Genomic DNA, 18,793 nt, shown 5'->3' with positions numbered 1-18,793 from the left:
GTTATAAAGGACATATCTGAACTTGCAGAATAAAGCAGCTCGACACTTACCAAATATGATAATTTATACAACTAATTACAGTGACTAAGAGAAATGACCATGATGAAAGCTGCACTACTTAAAGGCTATAATAAATCCTCTCTTCACCTGACCTTGGAGGACTATCCTCTCCCTGACCTTCAGGAGGGCGATGTGCTGCTGAAGGTCCTGACATCCGGGGTGAATCCCCTGGACAACATGATTACGCGGGGTGAAGTGAGGATGATTCAAAACTATCATTTTCCCATGATCGCCGGTAATGAGATTGTTGGCAGAGTAGAAAAAACAGGGAAAGGCGTCACCAGGTTCAAGCCCGGCGACAGGGTTTACGGCCGGATGCCCTTGGCTAAACCCGGATCGTTTGCTGAATATGCCGCAGTGCAGGAAGATGCCCTGGCTCGGGTTCCGGATTATCTGACCGATGAGCAGGCTGCAGCAGTTCCGCTAACGGCGTTGACAGCTGCTGAAGCACTGTCAGTTCTTGAGGCAAAATCTGGCCAGACCCTGTTCATCTCCGGGGGAACAGGCGGATTTGGGCAGATGGCCATTCCTCTGGCTGTCAGCAGGGGAATTCATGTCATTACCAATGGCAGCGGATCAAACGAACAGCGAATGCTTGATTTAGGAGTCGAACGTTTTATTGATTACAGGAAAGAAGATTACAGTATGGTTGTCACAGATGTTGACATGGTCATTGATACCCTGGGGCAGAAAGAAACCCTGAAATCGTTCTCTTTGCTTAAGAAAGGTGGTCGCTTGGTTTCCCTGCGGGCAATGCCGAATGGCCGTTTTGCCAGGAGGATGAATATGGATGCATTCAAGAAATTCCTATTCAGCCTGGCAGGAAGCACATTCGACAGGGCTGCACGCAAGTATGGGGCAAGCTATGATTTTCTTTTTGTGCGATCGAATGGCCAGGCTTTGGCAGAAATATCGCAGATACTAGAAGAGCGTCATATCACCCCTGCGGTTGATGCTGTTTTCCCTCTTGACCAGGTAAACGATGCTCTGGATAAGGTTGCCAGCGGTCATTCCAAGGGAAAAACTGTTCTTAAAGTGTCTGACAATCTCTAGGAGTATCTGACAATATCTGATAAATATCAGACCGGGAGAAACACTTAACACTTATGGGACGGCAGAAAGAATTTGATCAGGAGGAGGCCTTAATCAAAGCCCGAAATCTCTTCTGGGATAAGGGTTGTGAGAAGACTTCCCTCAATGATTTGTTGGACGTTATGGGCATTCATAAGAAGAGTTTTTATGATACTTTCGGAAGCAAGAAAGAGATTTTTATTGACGCATTGAAAAATTATCATGATGAGATATACTCTGTCACGCTTTCCAAGGTCAATGAAGAATCTACCAGTAGAGGAAAAATCCGAAAAGTATTCGAAGCCAGCCTGAACTCTGATGGTGGAACCCATCGGGGTTGCATGATAATCAATACTATCGCTGATAGCTATGAAAATGATCTGGAGATTTATAAATTGACCACCGGCTGGATCGAAGAAATCAAAGAAAGTTTCCTGTCATTCCTTGTGGAAGATAAGGGAAAAGGATGGGTTGCGGAATCGGCAGACCCGGCTGCGGAAGCAGAACGGCTGACCAATGCCTTTATTGGCTTCCGTCTCCAGCTTAAGATGCATAAATCTCAGGAAGACCTGACCAGGCTGATTGATCTCATAGCCCAAAAACAGCATGTCATTCTGCTTGATCTGCCCGGTGTGGGTGCTAGCGAAGGAAAGGTTCCCAACACCATCTCAGCTATGGTCCAGGAAGTTATCTCTACCGTGAAAACACTGGGCTATAAGAAGATTAATCTTCTGGACCTGTCTATGGGTGGAATAATAGCTCAGGAAGTAATCAGGACAGATCAGAGTGTGGTGAATAAACTGGTGCTGGTAGGAACAGGACCACGGTCAGGCATCGGTATAGATAAAGTAACAGGGGTAACCTTCCGACACATGGGGCACTCTTTGCTTCATGGGGAAGATATGAAGCGCTACATTTTTTATACCCCTGACTCCCAAGGCAGGGAAGTGGCTCACAAAGTTTTCCGGCGCCTGTCCAGCAGGGCCCCGCACTATGCTGATAAAGCCATGAAAGTTTCCAGATTTCTGCGCCAGCTGAAAGCGATAAACCGCTGGAGTCAGGAGAGAGAAGACGATCTTAGCTGCATTACCATGCCGACTCTGATAGTTAATGGTGACGATGATAGAATGGTGCCGACAAAAAACTCTTATATTCTGGAGATAAAATTAACAACAGCCAGCTCATCATTTATCCTCATGCCGGGCACGGATCGATATTTCAATATCCGCAAAAATTCGCCACGGATTTGACCCGGTTCATCCACGAAAGCTGAAGACAAGGAAGACCAAGGAAGACAAGAGCAAGCACTCATGTACTGCGCCGCAGGCTGAATCTATAGGTAGACAGATACTAGCAGGGAGGCGGTGTGGATATGAGCAAGAAAAAGAAAATCTCGGCAGCTATGCTGTTTATCCTTCTCTTCGGCTTGGTGAGCCTGTTTTCGGATATGACTCACGAAGGCGCTGACAGCATATGAGGAGCCTACCTAACCCTCCTTGGGGCATCCGCGGGTGCCATAGGTTTTATTTCGGGTTTGGGGGAACTGGTCGGTTATTCGCTCCGGTATGTATTCGGCAGATTAACGGATAAGACTAGAAAATACTGGCCTATGGTGATAGCCGGATATGTTATTGATGTGCTGGCAGTGCCCTTGCTCGCTCTTGTTGGTAGCCATGGATGGATTGCTGCCTGCCTGCTTCTCATTATTCAGCGTGTGGGGAAGGCCATCAAAAAACCCGCGAAAGATACGGTAATGTCTTTTGCTGCCACTCAGGAAGGGGTTGGCAAGAGTTTTGGAATACAGGAAGTACTCGACCAGATTGGTGCCTTTTTAGGACCCGTTCTCCTGTATTTGGCCATGCTTTTCAAGACCAGAGGCACAGCATTCGAAAGATATTCTTTCTGTTTTGCCATATTGGCAATCCCTGGCCTTATTACTCTGATCTTGCTGGTGATCACCAGGAGGAAATTCCCTAATCCGGAGAAGTTCGAACCTGAGCCCAAGGAGTATGTGCCTTTTAAGATGAAAAAAGAATTTATTCTTTACATCACCGGTATCAGTCTCTTCGCTTTTGGTTTTATTGATTATTCTTTAATTCTTATGCATGTTTCCAAGGTATATACAGGGATATCTGGTAGTTTGACTGAGACTTCGTCCCTGGTGACTACAGGAACTATTCCTCTTCTTTATGCAGGGGCTATGCTGATCGATGCAGTTTCTGCCTTGGTCTTTGGTTTTCTTTTCGATAAGAATGGGACAGCTGTTCTGGTGATATCAACTATTATTTCTGCTCCTTTCCCTGTTTTTATTTTCGCTTTCAACACTGTTCCTGCTCTGCTGATTGGCATTGCCCTCTGGGGAGTGGGGATGGGGGCGCAGGAGTCCATTCTGAAAGCTGCTGTATCTAGTATGGTTCCCAAAATAAGCCGTGCAACCGGCTATGGCATTTTTGAGTGCTCATTCGGCATCTTCTGGTTCCTGGGCAGTCTTTATGATCGGAGTATTCCTGTTATGATTACTGTGTCCATAGCTGCTCAGCTTGCTGCTATACCCTTCTACCTGGCGTCACGACGGAAAAATAAGGTGCAGCAGGATGCCTTTCACAAAGATATTGAAGAGGATCTGGGCAAACAAGGTGGAAGAGATTCTTAAGTTATATAACCGAGGTGTGGCTGCACTGGAGTGCCAATCTGACTGTGACTGCCTATAACTCGCAGTACAGCACTAGTTCATTCCAGGAGAAAAAGACCGTGGAGAATGGTTATAATGATAGTGGTATTCGTATGAATACTTGGATTGCGGGAAAAGATCGGTGGATGCTGGAACAGCTGGAGGAGCGTAGCCAGTATCTGGCAGATGGGCTCTGAAATTTGGGCTCTACCAGTCACCGACTTATAAGCCTGTAGAAACAGAAATTGAGACTGAAAATAGAAATTGACACTAGAAGGGAATAAATAACAGATGAGTACTTCTGTCATGTCTATGCAGGAAGCGATGAAAGAGCGGCATAGAGTAAGAAAATTCACCGACCGGAAGATTCCCGCCAGCTTGGTAGAAAAGCTGCAAGCCAGGGCGGAAGAAAACAACGAGAAATACGGTCTGTCAATCCGTCTTGTTCTTAATAACCCTCGAGGTCTCACCAGCTTGGCTCGACTGGGATCAGCTAAGAATGCGGTTAACTTTTTTCTCTTGTCTGGTCCGGCTGCAATCGGAGCTACAGAGCTGGATTCCCGTCTGGGATATGCCGGTGCCGACCTAATTCTCTATGCCCGATCTTTAGGCCTGGACACCTGGTGGTGCGGAGGGCTTTTCAGCAAAAAAGAAGCAAGAAGAATTACAGGGCCTGATTTTACAAGCAATGGAATTATTGTCATTGGCTATGGACTCACTCATGGAAGCAACCATAAATCGAAAAGTGCCGAAGAGATCAGTTCCTATCAGGGGCAGGCACCGCAATGGTTCACCCGCGGTGTTGAAGCCCTGCTCCTGGCGCCAACCGCCTTCAATAAGCAGCCTTTTACTGTCACAGGAGAAGGGCAGACCGTTTCTCTTACCAGCGGCGGTGGTATTTATTCCGGGATTAATCTAGGAATAGGGCGTTACTTTTTTGAGCTGGGGGCAGGAAAAGATAATTTTAGATGGGCATAGGAAAATCAAATATTTGTTCCTGGGCTGGTTGATTTTTTCAGAGGTGTTTCTATCATTACTGAGGCAGTTATTTTTCTGCCAGGAATGTACATCGAAGAAAACAGGGAACAAACTGAATCATGATAGGGACTGTGGTTAATGTTCTTGCTGTCTGCTTGGGGACCAATATAGGCTGCTGGGTTAAGGGCGCAATCAGCCAGAAATATGAGAACGTGCTCTACGCAACCATGGGCCTGGCTGCGGTAGGAATAGGGATGGAAAATGTAGTGACCAATATGCCTAAAAGTCACTACCCAGTCATGTTTATTATTGCCCTGGCTCTGGGATCACTAGTAGGGACAGGTCTGGATATTGACGGAAAGCTGAGGCGTCTGATTGGTTCTGACACACGCGTCGACGATTCAGATACTTCGGCAAGCCCTGCGGATGACAATAGTGAAGAAAAAAAGAGCTTGGCCAAAGGCCTGTCAACTGCCTGCCTTCTCTACTGCATAGGTGCCCTGTCTATAGTTGGCCCGGTTATGAGCGCTGTCAAGGGAGACAACACTATGCTTTTTACCAACGCAACCCTTGATTTTGTGACCGCCATGGTCTTTGGCGCATCCTTCGGCTGGGGGATGCTGGCAGCAGCTCCTGTTCTCTTTTGTTGGCAGGGATCTATTTGGCTTGTTGCAAAATTCCTGTCTGCCAGCTTCTTCTCCGCTCCCTTAATTGCTGAGATCTCCATTGTAGGTGGTTTTATGATTGCCTCTTCCGGCCTTTCCCTGCTCAAAATCAAGGATTTAAAGACTGTAAATATGCTGCCTTCCCTGCTCGTTCCCCTAATTTTTTTCCTTCTTAAAGGACTTGTATAAACTCGTTGATTTCTTCTCTTTCTCTCTTCTTCTCTACTTTCCTTTCTGTTCCTTTCCTGTCTTTTCTTCCTCGGCCGATATGTACCTATGCAGATATGACAAGGGACTTACACCAGAAACTGTACTGGTATAAGTCCCTTCTTGTTGCAAGGATCAGACAGGCTGCAGATACTTATCCGTCAGCCTGCCTGGCAATCCTTAATCTGTCATTATTATACGTACCTTACCTGGTTCCCTTCCTGCGGGAGAGAACAATGGCGGCAGATACTGCTGCAACTGCAGCCATGATGCTGACCAGGGCGTAGACTCCCTGACCTGCCGGGCTGGCGGTACTTGCTGAGGCGGATCCTGCTTGATTGGCAGCAGCAGTCTGAGCAGCTTGCCCAGCTGCTGCAGAGCTTCCATCAGCCGCCTGGCCTGCCTGCTTCTGGTCGCCCTTCTGCGTGGCCGACTTGGCCTTGGCATCGGCGGGAGATTTAGCAGCGGCTGCCTGTGCATTCTTCACAGCCTGAGTCAGGATGGAATCAGCGTTTGCTGAAGCTGCCTTGCTATTTCGCTCGGACAGAGTCTGAGCGACTTGGGCACGGGCAGTTGTAGCAGCTGCAGTGGCTGCAGCCTGTGTGCTCAGGTACTTCAACTTTTGTACTGCGGCCAGCTTTTCAGCCGGATCGGTAGCTGCATTGGCAGCGGCTTGGGCAGCAGCGGCCTTCTTAGCAGTTTCTTCAGCCTTCCGAGCGGTCTGGCGATCCGCAAGAGCCCTGCCGGACTGTGCTGCGGCTTTCCCTGGATTCTTGGTCTGGGTAGCCTGGGCCTGTGCCTGGTTGGAGGCTGCCTTCACCCGGGCAGCAGCCTGATTTACTGCTGCTGTGGCGATGGCATTCAGACGGGCTTGAGCCTGCTGAGCTGTTGTGGTCCCGGATGCGACCAAGGAAGCCAGATCATTTAGTTCAGACTGGAAAGTCCGGCCAGTGCTGGCGTCTGCAGTGGTTGCATCAGTGCCAAGAACATCCTTCGCGGAAGAGATCTGATTGATGACATCATCCTGATCATCCTGGCTGATCTTGTTCTGCAGCTGGTTGACAGCTGTCTGCAGCTTGACCTCAGTCTCTGCAAGAGCAGCGGCCTGAGGGTCTGCCTGGTTCAAGGTCTGCTGGGCGGCAGCCAGAACAGCCTTCACGGTAGCCTGGCTGGAATCGCTGTACTTTCCGCTCGCCAGAAGCTTCTGGGCTGCGGCCAGGGATGAGGTCAGGGCAGACTTCTGCTCCGGATTAGCAGCAGTTCCATTGGTAACAATGGTGTCCACTGTGTAAGCGAGGGGAGCAGATTCATTGCCATAGGCATCGGAAGACTTAAACTGCACTGTCCGATTGGCGGTGACAGTAAGTCCTTCAGCTGGAACAGGTCCGTAGGTCTGCCCGCCATCAATGCTGTAGAGAACAGTCTGGCCTTGAGCAGCTGGGGCAGCCTTCAGGGTCACAGCCTTGGTCTTGTCAGCAGACTGGGCATTTACATTCGGCTTAGCCAGGGTTGTCTTGGGACTGTACTCAACCGTGATAGTCTTGCTTGTCTTATTGCCGCCGGCATCAGAAACGGTCACAGTCAGCACATTCTTACCAGGGACCAGGGTAACGGTTTCATCAATCGTCATCTTCCCCTTCTTGGTGCTGTTGTAATCGATATCAGCATACTGGCTCTTGACCTGGCTACCGTTGATGGCCAAGGACAGATAATTGAGATTATCTGTGGCCGTTCCCCTGATCCTGTAAGAAGGATTGGTAGTGTAAACAGTCCGATTGGTAGGATTCTTCAGAGTCAGGGTAGGAGGAACGGAGTCAAGAACAAAGACCAGGGTATCCTGAATTGTCTTGTTCTGGCTGCTGTCTCCGATGATGACGCTGAAAGTCTTCATCCCTTGCTTGCCAACTTTCAGAGTGACGCTAAAGGTGAGGTCATCGTTAATATTGACATTCTTGCCATCCACAGTCAGGGTGGTGGTGGAATGCTTGACCTTGCCTGTAACGGTTACCGTTCCTGCTTTGGCATCATAATACCGGGAATTCGCAGTGATTTCGTTCTGACCGAAAGTAATGCCGTTATAGAAGGTAACTGCATTCGACAGAACATTCGTATCGTAGGAAGAGGTGACAGTCTTGTTGACTGTTGTCCTGTTCCCGTCAGCATCAGCCGCTGTTACGGTAATAGTATTGCTGCCATAAGTTACCGGCACCTGAGCGGTGTAGGTGTGATCGGCTGCAATAGATGCAGTGACTGCTCGGCTGGAAGCGCTGGAGGCGACTGCCACGGCGACGGTGTCATCAGATACTTTGCCTGTGACGGTCACGGTGGACTCGGAAGTTTGTCCGCTTCCATCATCAACAGTAGCTGTTACCTGAGGGGCAGCCAGCCTTACCTGAACTGTGTAGCTCTTGACCAGTTTGGTGTGAGCAGCATTGGTGTACAGGGAGACAGTACTGGTGTAATCTTTGGCTTCCAGGGGGAGTCTGGATGCAAAGAAGTTGTCTTCAGCATCGTAACTCACCGTCAGATTATGGATTACACTTGCCGAATCAGTATAGGTACCGTAAAGGCGGACAGGATAAGTACCGGTGAAGGTGTACGTTCCTCCATTGGTTCCCCCTGTGTATCCAGCTGTAACTGAACTGATCTTTGCAGGCAGTCCTCCCTTGCCCATGACCAGGCTGTAAGAAACCGAATCGGGTTTCTGAGCAGTCGCCACTTCATCAGCAGGGTTTCCAGCGTTGTCAGTCAGGTAAAGCTCCAGCACGTTGCTGCCATCGGCAACAGTCGCTGCCTGGGCTGGGGTCAGAGGAACCTCAATAGTGGTATATCCGTCTTCCGTCGTTCCAGTTTCGGTAAAGGTGGCGTCATTGTTGACAACATGGTTGACAGCAGTTGCTGCCGCCTTATCGGAATTCAGACCGCTTAGGTTGTCCTTGACCTCTGCTGTCACGTAATAGCTGGTCTTACCATTAACTGTCTTGGAAGCCAGATCAATGGACCGCACTTCAGGGGCCTGGGAATCCAGTGTGAAGTTCAGATCATACGTCTGGACCTTATCTCCACCCTGAGGGGTTGCGGACAGCCGGTAGATGTATTTACCATCGGCTGCGGTTACGGTCTTACCCGTGGACTGATCATAATAGGTGCCATCCCAGGTCGGGGGCTTAAAGTAAATATAGCGGCCTCCGTTGGAATAGTAGTAGGACTTGACCTCATCAGTGGAAGTGTAGAGGGTCGTGACCTTCTTGCCTTCGCTAGTGAGAATATCTACCTTTACATCCTTGATGTTGCGCAGGAGATAGTACTGCATGCCAATTTTATTGTAGAGGGCATTGGGGTCTGTAGAGAAGGCAACGGTAGAAGGATCTACCACCAGGTTGCCCTCACTGTCATAAGTCAGACCACCATAATAGATCTTTCCTGCTGCCTTGCTGACCAGGAGAGGAATGGTGCCTGTATTGCCCTCATCGGGGGAGAAGGCGATGCCGTTGACCGGATCCACAATGCTTTCCCGGTTCCAGTCTCCGAAGAATCCCATGTAGGGGATATTCAGCCTGGAGCCGTCATTGCCCTTGAAGTTCAAGTATCCTTCTACAAACTTCTGCTGGTCAAAAGTTGTAGGCAGATTCAGACTAAAGGTGACTTTGCTGGTCTTTCCGGCCTTGACAGAAATCTTCTGCTTGGTCGTGATGGATGCACCGTCAATCTTGACATCATAGAGAACTCCGGTAGAAGGTTCAGTAGCAGACGTATAGACCGCATTGGTATCTTCATTGGAATCCATGGTGTAAGTCAGAGTCTTCTTGGTTGGATTCGTGAAGGTCAAAGTAAAGGTCTTACTAGTGCTGGTAAAATACTTCAACTCAACTGCTGGGTACCCATTAGCGGAAACAACAGTAGAGGGGTTATTCTCCAGGGCATCAATTGCAGCTTTCACATCCACCATGCCGGCTCCCTGCCGTCTGGGTGAAACAATGGCATTGCTATGCTTGCTGTCATTGATCGGCTGAGCAGTGTTCATCTCCACTGTCTTGATGAAGTCAGTTAACTTGCTGCCCTTGAGCTTCGTGTAATAAGAGTAGAACTTATTATTCTTGTTGGTCATGGCCTGTTTGAGCAGGGCCTGAGAACCAGCTACGAAGGGGGAAGCCATGGAGGTTCCAGACATGTTGGTGTAGCCGTTGTTGTTCTGAGTAGACCAAATATTGCCACCAGGAGCAGTGATATCTGGCTTGAAGGACAGGTCAGATACAGGACCATAAGAAGTAAAGGTGGACATGGGGTCTGCAGCATAAACTGCGTTATCCAACAAGGTCTGGGCTATGGTTACGGTCAGGGCATCATCAGGATGTGCTGTCACCCAATCGACAAGTTTTTGACCGGTGACTCCGGACAGGCCAAAGGTGGGGAAGCCAGCATTCAGAAGGATAGACGTCAGAGGAACAGTTGTGTTCTGATTATTGACGATGATCAGTCCTGCTGCGCCGGCAGCCTGAGCATACTGCTGCTTGTCAGTAAAAGTCAGACTTCCTCGCTTGACAATAGCAATCTTACCCTTAACGTCAGCAGTGTAATCAGAGGCATTGCCTGTACTGAGATTTCCGTTGGCATCCTTGACTACATAGAATTTCTTCTTATTGAATGCCTGGGTATAGTCATTGGAGGAAAGCTGAATAGCTTCAGGCCCCAGGGTAAAGGCTGTCCCATCAGAAATCGTTACGGCCTGCGTGGTCACCTTGCTGTTTTCAGCGGAAGCAACTGTGGTTGCGCCACGGGAAGTACCGGGTGAGCCTACAGTTTCCAGATCATCCAAGCCATAGTAGTCTTTGTTGACTCCTTCGGTCTTGGAACCGGTAGTTCCGGAATTGCCTGCAGAAATTACGGCAGCAGTACCCGAATCATTAGCATTCTTAACGGCTGCCTGCTCAGGATCATCGAGAGTTTGATTACCTGATGTGGATCCTAGAGACATGTTCAGAACGTCGGCTCCGATCTTGGCCGAATCTTCTACAGCAGCAACAATGGTTGTGGTTCCGGTAGTAGAAGAGGTGTCGGAATTGGTGAATACCTTCATGGCCAGCAGCTGTGCTTCAGGAGCAACGCCAACAACAGATGTGGCTGGGTTGCTTCCTGTGCCGTTGGCGCCGATTATACCTGCAACATGCATACCATGCTGATCATCCGGGCTGTCATCGGTAATGATGGTATTGTTATCGGCATAATTGAAGCCATAAGGAACTTTGGCTGTGAAATACTTGCCGTGCTTTGCTTTCTTAATGAATTTTGCCACAGAAGATTTAGTCAGCTTTACATTCTTCTCGCTGCTGAGTCTCATATCTTTGTGGTTGGGGTCAATACCAGTATCAATGACGGAGACAACAGTGCCTTCGCCTTTGTATTTGTATGCCGACCAGACTGACTGAACGTTTGCCATGGAATTGGCATTTGCCTCGCTGGGGTAATAAACCGTGTTTACAGTCACGGACTTCACACCAGCTACCTTCTTAATGGCTTCCAGATCGTGGACTTTGGCCTTGGTCGCAAAACCATTGACTACATAGCCGTAACTCTCCGAAGCTGTCTGTCCAGTGATCTTCTGGACGGCTTTTTTGATGCTGTCCTGAGCCGCAATTACCTTCCTTGTTTCTTCCTGAATTTGGGCAGTAGAGGAATACTGCGAAATCAGGCTGCCATTAGTGGAGGCAGGAGCTGCGCTCATTTGAACAACAACATCTACATACACATTCTGCTGCTGTTCCTTGGTCAGCTTGCTGTAATCAATCTTCTTCGCTGCCAACTGAGCCGTAATCGCAGCGTTTATGGATTCTTGCCGGGAATCCACCGCTGATCGTGCTGCTAAGGGGGCTGACACTTTCCTCGACAGGTTCGAGGCTGGCGTCAGCGCGGTAGATGCCGTCCCTTTTTGCTGGTTACCCTGAGCGAACGCTTGCACTCCGCCTAATGGCAGGCTGGCAAGCATACCCACAGTAACTGAAGCAGTAAGGAGAAACGGCAGTTTCTTTACCTTTGTCTGCATCAATGCCCTCCGGTTCTCCAAGAATATCTTGATAAAAGATATTCTTATGAATCCTTATAATTTCGATAAATAATTCACAACTATTTAAAAAATTGTAAAATATTTATGCCTTACTGTAATGGTTAGTGAAGACTGTGTGACGACCAGAAAATTTCAGTTGCTGAGACAGCACCCTTGCCGATTGAATGATAGACGAACTGAGCTTATAGGCTGCCGGTGTTACTATCGGTTACACATAAAACCATGGCAGTGGCCGGATCACTGTGTATCTCACTAACAGAAGGAGACAGCCTGTGAAGAACAAAAAGGTACGTTTTGCAGCCCTTATTGGTCTTATTGCCTCATCATCCCTGATGCTGGGGGCATGTGGGGGAGCCAATACAACAGTTGCTACCTACTCAGGCGGGGATGTGAGCCAAGAAAGTTTTTATCAGGAACTGAAGGAGTCCCCTTCCAGCAAAACTATACTGGCCAATCTCCTCATTTATCGTGCTCTGGACCAGGCTTATGGAAAATCTGTGACAGATAAGCAGGTAGATAAAGCCTATGAAAAATATAAGAAGCAATATGGGAGTGGATTCTCTGCATACTTAAGCCAGAATAATTACACAAAAGCTTCTTTTAAACGCGGGATCAGGACTAACCTTTTGAGTGAGGTTGCCTTAAAGAAACTGAAAAAGCCCAGCCAGGCTCAGCTTAAAGATGCCTGGAAAACTTACCATCCCCAGGTAACAGTTCAGCATATCCTTACCCAGGATGAAGCAACGGCCAGGTCTGTCATTGCTCAGCTTAATGCCGGCAAGGATTTTGCCAGCTTAGCGAAAACTTATTCTCTCGATACTTCTAGTAAGGACGAGGGTGGGAAAATCAGCTTCCTATCAACAGACCGGTCCTATGATTCGACTTTTAAGGATGCAGCTTATAAGCTGCAGAAAGGGAAGTATACCAAAGAGCCGGTGAAGGTGACTGATGGCTATGAGGTCATCAAAATGGTCTCTAATCCGGGCAAAGGTAGTTTTGAGTCTCGGAAGAAAGAGCTGACTGAAACGGTATACGCTTCTTGGCTGCGCAATTCCACCATCATGAAGCAAGTAATCAGCCAGGTGCTGAAAGATCAAAAAGTGTCGATTAAAGACAAAGACTTGGCATCCGCTCTGGATAGTTATAAATCAGCCGAAGCTGTAAAGCAGACTAAGTAATAAGTAAACAGAAGTGAACGGATAAGTACGCACCTGTGTTTTTAACCGACTGATCGAAACAGACTGACTGATACACTGGAAAAGTGCAGACGTTAAGCGTAGAACAGCAAAAGGCAGATTGGGGCCGTGAACTCCGTCTTTCCGGTTCTAGAACGACCAGGCGATTTTGTTGGAATTTCCTTCAGGCTGCCCTGGTCATCCTAGTAAGTTTGTCCCTGCTTTCCGCTTGTTCTCTGGGTATGGGGAAGAAGTCCCGAGCCATAGGCCACAGCTATGATCCAGGCAGTCAGGGCTACACACAGGTTGATGGAATGGACGAGACTGACATTCATATCAGCCTCATTGGCGCCTGTGTAGCAGGGTCTGGCTCGCACCCAACAAGCCGCACTTCGCAGCGCGTCTCGCAGGCGGATCCCGTGATGTCAGCCCTGCTCAGGGCATTAAAGACAACGTCTGCCCGGACAGTATATTCTCCTTTGTCCTGCCCTGATCGAGGAAGGGGGAAAGCTCAGGATCAATCTAACTTTACTGCCCAGGAAGATGAAGTAGATAGTGCTTTGGAAAATCATCAAACAATACTTGTCCTTCATCCTCAGGCTGCGGTGGAGGAATCAGCTGAGGCACTTGTTTCAGTCAAGTCTATGCTCGAAGCAGCCAGAAAACACCGGACTCCCGTCATCCTGGTAAATACCAGCAGACGGCAAGCAGAAAAATGGGGCCTTTCCCCCTCCTCTTATGCGGCTTTATGGCATATCTTTCTCAGGGCTTCTTCCCAAAAACCAGGCCAGGAGCCAGGTCAGAAGCCGGAAAAAAATCTGAATCAGGCTGATAGGAAGAAAAGGTCGAAAGCGCCCGGCCTTGCCGGGAAGAAGACTATGGAGCCTCTGGCAGTTATCACAACAGTTGTTGATGATACTCCGCATGCTACACTCATGTACAGCATCGTGTAAGCATTACCAACCGGTAGTGAATCAGTAAATGGCTCATTGTCAAGTGATAGGGAGCAATGACGGATTTGCAGCAAAATGATCAGCCATCGTCAAAGGCCTCATCGGGTCCAGAAAAGACGACTCGTGCTCTTCCTAAAACGAATCGATCGGGTCTTTCCCCTGAAGGAGTTGCCCAGCGGGTGGAGGAGGGGAAGAACAATGTTCTTGAAGAGAGAACGTCCAGACCCATAAGCCAGATTATCAGGGCTAATGTTTTCACCCTTTTTAACGCTATTATTTTTACTGCCATGATTCTCGTTCTCATAACCGGCAGGTGGAAGGACGCCCTTTTTGGTTTTGTCCTGATTATCAACACGGGCATTGGAATTTTCAGCGAAGTCAAATCTAAGCGAACTCTGGACAAGCTGTCTATTTTGGTGCAGGATACATATGCCGTTCACCGGTCTGGGAAGGATCAGGAAATATCCCGACAGGACATTGTCCTGGATGATTTACTCTGGATTCGGTCAGGTGAACAGGTCCCTGCTGATGGAACTGTTTTGGAAAATTATGGGCTGGAACTGGATGAATCCATGCTGACCGGTGAGTCAAGGACGGTCAGAAAAAATCCTGGAGATCAGGTTCAGTCAGGCAGCACAGCTATCTCCGGACTGGCTTTGATCACCGTCACTGCTGTAGGTGCCCACAGTTATGCAGCTCGGCTGACCGAGCAGGTAAAAAAATTCAGCAAAACACATTCTGATCTGAACGATGGAATTAACAAAATTCTTCGGGTTATGACCCTGGTGGGAATTCCCATGGTTTTCCTCCTGGCTTTCAGCCAGATGAGGGTTTTTGGGGGATTGCAGGCGGCTGTGGCAACAGGAGCCTGGAGGGATGCTGATGTTTCCGCAGTTTCCGGCGTAGTGGGGATGATTCCTGAAGGCTTAGTCTTGCTGACTTCTCTGAATTTCGCTATTGCAGCTATGAGATTGGCCAGGCAGAATACCTTGGTCCAGGAGCTTGATGCGGTAGAGACCCTGGCCCGGGTAGATGCTCTAAACTGCGATAAGACTGGTACTATTACCGATGGGGGTATTGCCTGTGATCAGATAATTTATTTGGATGATGAGTTTGCGGAGGGAAATGCCGGATCTGCAAAAACTCACGGTGCCCCCATTTTTGATCACCGCAGGCTTGATTGGGCCTTGTGGAATGTATGCAGTGAGGAATCTCCCAATGCAACTGGTAAGGCTGTTCTGGAATATTTCAAGAACAAGGCGGCAGCAGAAGGCCGGTCAGAGGAAGGAAAAAGCAGCCTGGCCTTGTCACAGGGGCAGGAATTGACGGTCTGCCAACGTACACCTTTTTCATCTGTCCGTAAATGGAGCTCTCTTACTGATAGTCAGGCACAGCGCTGGTATTTTGGGGCTCCCGAGATTCTTTTGGCTGCATTCCCAGATGATTTTTCTCAGCTGCGTCAGAAAATTGAGAAGCTGACCGAACAGGGGAGCAGGGTTCTTCTTTTTGCTCGGGCAGACAAGTCGAATGCAGGGCCGGAAGATATAGCATCCAGCCTTGTTCCTTCGGCACTGGTTGTCTGCTCCGAATCTATTCGGCCGGATGCTCGGCAGACTTTGCTCTGGTTCAGGCAGCAGGGGGTCAGATGCCGGGTGATTTCCGGTGATAATCCGGCAACAGTATCTGCCATTGCTGCCAAAGTCGGGCTTACAGGAGATTCCCTTCCCCGTTACATGGATGCCCGCAACCTCTCTGACGATCCTGCCACCATGGCAGGCCAGCTGGAAGACATTGATGTTTTAGGCAGGGTTCTGCCCGAACAGAAGAAGGCTATAGTCCAGGCCCTGCACCTGACCGGGCATACAGTTGCTATGACTGGAGATGGGGTGAATGATGCCCTGGCCTTAAAAGAGGCTGATTTGGGTATAGCTATGGGCAACGCTGCACCTGCTACCAAAGCAGTAGCTCAGATTGTTCTGGTTGATTCCAAGTTCTCTCATCTGCCTAGTGTGGTTGCCCGGGGACGTCAGGTTATGGCAAACATGGAACGGGTAGCCAGCCTTTTCCTGGTAAAGACCATCTATTCTGTTCTTATATCCCTGGGGGTAGTCCTGAGCTTCATTCCCTTCCCCTATCTGCCCCGGCATATCACCTATATTGGTGCCCTGACTATTGGAATTCCAGCCTTCATCCTGGCATTGGCACCTAATTCCCGTCGCTATGTTCCTGGCTTCCTTCATAGGGTCCTTGCTTTTGCCTTCCCCGGGGGAATAGCTGCAGGAGGGGCGGTTCTTCTGACTGCCTGGATTGTTCCTGCCCTTATGGGCTGGACTTACCGGGGTGATGATTTATCACAGCTGAGAACAGTATGCTCCATAGTCCTTTTTGCAGTCAGTATTGCAGTCCTGGCCAGGGTTGCTAGACCTCTGAGATCCTGGAGAGGGATTTTGGTTCTGGTCTTTTTTGCTGCTGGAGTTTTAGGCGGATTTATCCCCTATGTCGCACATTTCTTTGAGATACACATTCCTCTAGGACGAAGCGCTGTCATAACGGCAGTCGCAGCCGCCTGTGGGCTTCTTCTCTTAGCTGCCGCATATGCCATTCAGGAATGGATCAGTCATTTTCTTGCTGATCGTCAGAAGAGCCGGTCTTCAGATTCGGCTCGGGCTGTTGACTAGCCAAGTTTTCCATTTCCAGGGTATGCCGGCGGTTGATCCTTAGCCTGATGTTCTCAATAGGAATCTGAGAAACCAGGGTTCCCAAGAAAATCAGAGAACTGCCAAAAATTGCCCGGCTGCTCATGGTCTCGTGCAAAATAAGGACTCCTCCCAGAGCCGAGAAAAGAGACTCCAAAGACATGAGGATGGAGGCCTGGGCCGGCGGAACATAGAGTTGCCCAAAAATCTGAAGAGTATAAGCAACGCCAACGGAAATAACTCCGGTGTAGAAAACCGACATCCACCCATTCCATGCTGCTGCCATATTAATAGAACCGTCGACTGCAGCAGCTATCCAGCTGAGCAGAGCTACAATTGCACTCTGCACAAAGGATAAGACCATGGTGTCCACCCGGTGAACATTGGCGTCAATCAGAATGATATGGGCGGCGAAGAGGGTGGCAGAAATCAGATATATGAGGTCGGCCGGGTTTATGGATGAAAATCCGCCGTGAACCGGAATACTGAGAAAATAAAAACCTATAATAGCCAGAAATATTCCGGAGACAGTGACGAATGATGTTCTCTTACGCAGAAAAATCCGGGCAAGAATGGGAACCACCACAATATACAGAGAGGCTATGAAGCCGGCATGTGCTGCCTGTTTGGATATCTCCAGTCCCAGCTGTTGAACGGAGCTTGCCAAAAAAAGGAAGATTCCGCATAGAATATAAATAAGGATCCGGTTGAGTAAGGTTCCCGGTTTTCTCAAGTCTGACAGGGAAAAAACAAGAATACGGTTCCGACGGCTTCCAGAAGGCCTTTTTGCGCGCTCAAGCAGGCTAAACCTCTTCTCGGCAATCTCATGACGGCCAGGGCCTAAGCGATGGTTGTGAATAAAACTCCAGACAGCAAAGGGAAGAAGGCTTATAGAAGCAAGTGTGAAGCGGACAGCATTGAAGAACCAGAAAGACATGGTTTCCGATCCTTTAACTGAAAAAACAAAGGCAAAACCCCAGCATAAAGCAGCCAGGACCAAAGCGAGTGATCCTTCCACTGCCCGTACCTGGGACTTGCTGCTCATGCCATCCTCCTCACGCATATTATGCAAATTCAAAGAAAAAGTAATGCCCGAAACCTTTGCGATCCCGGACATTATTCATTGTATATTAAATTGTATATTTATGTTGGCTTTTTAGCCTTGTGAGTGTCTCACTCTAGTGAGCATAATTATCAACTGTCTTTATATTAAGTATCGATATTAAGTATCGACCGAATCACGTAGGTCTTAATCACGTAGGTCTTAATTATCGCTTCCTCCCAGAAGGCTGAGAAGATTGATGAAGAAGTTGATAAAATCGAGGTAAAGATTCAAGGCGCACAGGATAGACACTCGCTTAATCATCTCAGGCTGTCCCTGATACTGAGCCAGGAGAGCCCGGCTGGACTGGGCATCATACATGGTAAAACCAGCAAAGAGGACCACACTGATTCCGCTGATAAGCATGGTGGAACCGGAGGCATTGATAATCAGCAGAATGACTTCCACTACCAGAAGGGTGATCAGGGCGGCCATCAGAATGGGACCGGCTTTGAGCAGATTACGTTTGGTTGTCAGGCCAATCATGGTGAGGACCAGGAAGAAGAGGGATGACAGGCCCAGAGCAATTCCAATGGTTCCAATGTTGTAGATGGCAAAAATAGTTGACAGGGTAAAGCCCATAGTGGCAGCATACAGATAAAAGACCAAACGAGCTACCGGAGTGCTCATTTTAGTGACTCTGGTGCTGAGAACGAAAACAATGGCAATCTGGGCAATAAACAATCCCCAGAGGCCAATTGTTCCGGTTGCCTTAGCATAGTAGTAATACCAACCGTTATAGGCAGTGAGGAAAGCCACCACTGCTGTTACGAGAATGCCTAAGAACATTTCAAAGTAAGCCCTGATGACTGACACCCGCTGGGCCTGCGCATCCTGAGTATAACTGGCTGTGGTATCTATGGTATTCTGATAGGCCTGCTGGCTGAATTGCCTGCCTGCCTGTGCGGCATACTGAGGATTATATGCCTGCTGATTCTGACCATACTGCTGGTTCTGGTTAAATTGGTTTTGACCATACTGGGGCTGGCTATACTGGGGCTGTCCAAACTGGCCTTGAGCTGTCTGATTCTGATAATCAGACCCTTGCACGTTCTGCATCGCGGGATTTCCTTGAGGGTAACTCTGAGGCGTATAATCCGGCTGGTTATTCGTCATGACCCTGCTCCTTTTTTTCTTACTGAGGCGCGGCAATC

At 48.7% G+C, this 18,793-nt stretch carries 11 protein-coding genes and 1 pseudogene; 9 read left to right on the top strand and 3 right to left on the bottom strand.

What is annotated here, in order from left to right; translation table 11 throughout:
- The first annotated feature begins 93 nt into the window (after window positions 1-93).
- The 6 genes and pseudogenes from SCIP_RS04080 to SCIP_RS04055 all read left to right on the top strand — a co-directional run bounded on the left by SCIP_RS04080 (window position 94) and on the right by SCIP_RS04055 (window position 5,634).
- Window positions 94-1,113, top strand: a complete 1,020-nt coding sequence (locus SCIP_RS04080; RefSeq protein ID WP_231851917.1) for an NADP-dependent oxidoreductase — start codon at window positions 94-96, stop codon at window positions 1,111-1,113.
- 53 nt (window positions 1,114-1,166) lie between these two features.
- A complete protein-coding gene (locus tag SCIP_RS08180; protein ID WP_006293256.1) occupies window positions 1,167-2,381 on the top strand; it encodes an alpha/beta fold hydrolase in 1,215 nt (404 codons plus the stop codon).
- A 257-nt stretch (window positions 2,382-2,638) separates the two neighbouring features.
- A pseudogene (locus tag SCIP_RS04070) lies at window positions 2,639-3,784 on the top strand (MFS transporter); the annotation flags it as partial.
- 14 nt (window positions 3,785-3,798) lie between these two features.
- Window positions 3,799-3,999, top strand: coding sequence for an HNH endonuclease family protein (locus SCIP_RS04065; RefSeq protein ID WP_006293255.1), 201 nt, complete (start codon window positions 3,799-3,801; stop codon window positions 3,997-3,999).
- 94 nt (window positions 4,000-4,093) lie between these two features.
- The gene (locus SCIP_RS04060; RefSeq protein ID WP_196792694.1) at window positions 4,094-4,780 is read left to right on the top strand and encodes a nitroreductase family protein; all 687 of its coding nucleotides are present in this window, start codon (window positions 4,094-4,096) and stop codon (window positions 4,778-4,780) included.
- A 119-nt stretch (window positions 4,781-4,899) separates the two neighbouring features.
- Window positions 4,900-5,634 carry a DUF554 domain-containing protein gene (locus tag SCIP_RS04055; RefSeq protein ID WP_006293253.1) on the top strand — a complete coding sequence of 245 codons (735 nt, stop codon included), beginning with the start codon at window positions 4,900-4,902 and terminating at the stop codon, window positions 5,632-5,634.
- A 223-nt stretch (window positions 5,635-5,857) separates the two neighbouring features.
- Here SCIP_RS04055 and SCIP_RS04050 read toward each other — a convergent pair whose 3' ends face one another.
- Window positions 5,858-11,692, bottom strand: coding sequence for a S8 family serine peptidase (locus tag SCIP_RS04050; RefSeq protein ID WP_040590639.1), 5,835 nt, complete (start codon window positions 11,690-11,692; stop codon window positions 5,858-5,860).
- 293 nt (window positions 11,693-11,985) lie between these two features.
- Here SCIP_RS04050 and SCIP_RS04045 point away from each other — a divergent pair, with 293 nt between their 5' ends.
- The 3 genes from SCIP_RS04045 (at window position 11,986) to SCIP_RS04035 (ending at window position 16,519) form a co-directional block, all read left to right on the top strand.
- Window positions 11,986-12,891, top strand: a complete 906-nt coding sequence (locus SCIP_RS04045; RefSeq protein WP_006293251.1) for a peptidylprolyl isomerase PrsA — start codon at window positions 11,986-11,988, stop codon at window positions 12,889-12,891.
- An 83-nt stretch (window positions 12,892-12,974) separates the two neighbouring features.
- Complete coding sequence (locus SCIP_RS04040; protein ID WP_006293250.1) at window positions 12,975-13,841, top strand: hypothetical protein; 867 nt, start codon at window positions 12,975-12,977, stop codon at window positions 13,839-13,841.
- A 56-nt stretch (window positions 13,842-13,897) separates the two neighbouring features.
- Entirely contained in the window at window positions 13,898-16,519 is a 2,622-nt protein-coding gene (locus SCIP_RS04035; protein ID WP_040590637.1) for an HAD-IC family P-type ATPase, read from the top strand.
- On the opposite strand, the gene SCIP_RS04030 is transcribed toward SCIP_RS04035, so the two are convergent.
- Window positions 16,455-17,582 carry a DMT family transporter gene (locus SCIP_RS04030; protein WP_006293248.1) on the bottom strand — a complete coding sequence of 376 codons (1,128 nt, stop codon included), beginning with the start codon at window positions 17,580-17,582 and terminating at the stop codon, window positions 16,455-16,457. The genes SCIP_RS04035 and SCIP_RS04030 overlap by 65 nt on opposite strands.
- A gap of 219 nt (window positions 17,583-17,801) precedes the next feature.
- Entirely contained in the window at window positions 17,802-18,755 is a 954-nt protein-coding gene (locus SCIP_RS04025; RefSeq protein WP_040590634.1) for a Bax inhibitor-1/YccA family protein, read from the bottom strand.
- Window positions 18,756-18,793: the final 38 nt, after the last annotated feature.

The organism is Scardovia inopinata JCM 12537 (genome assembly GCF_001042695.1).
Lineage (GTDB): Bacteria > Actinomycetota > Actinomycetes > Actinomycetales > Bifidobacteriaceae > Scardovia > Scardovia inopinata.
This window is presented reverse-complemented; position numbering and strand designations above follow the sequence as displayed.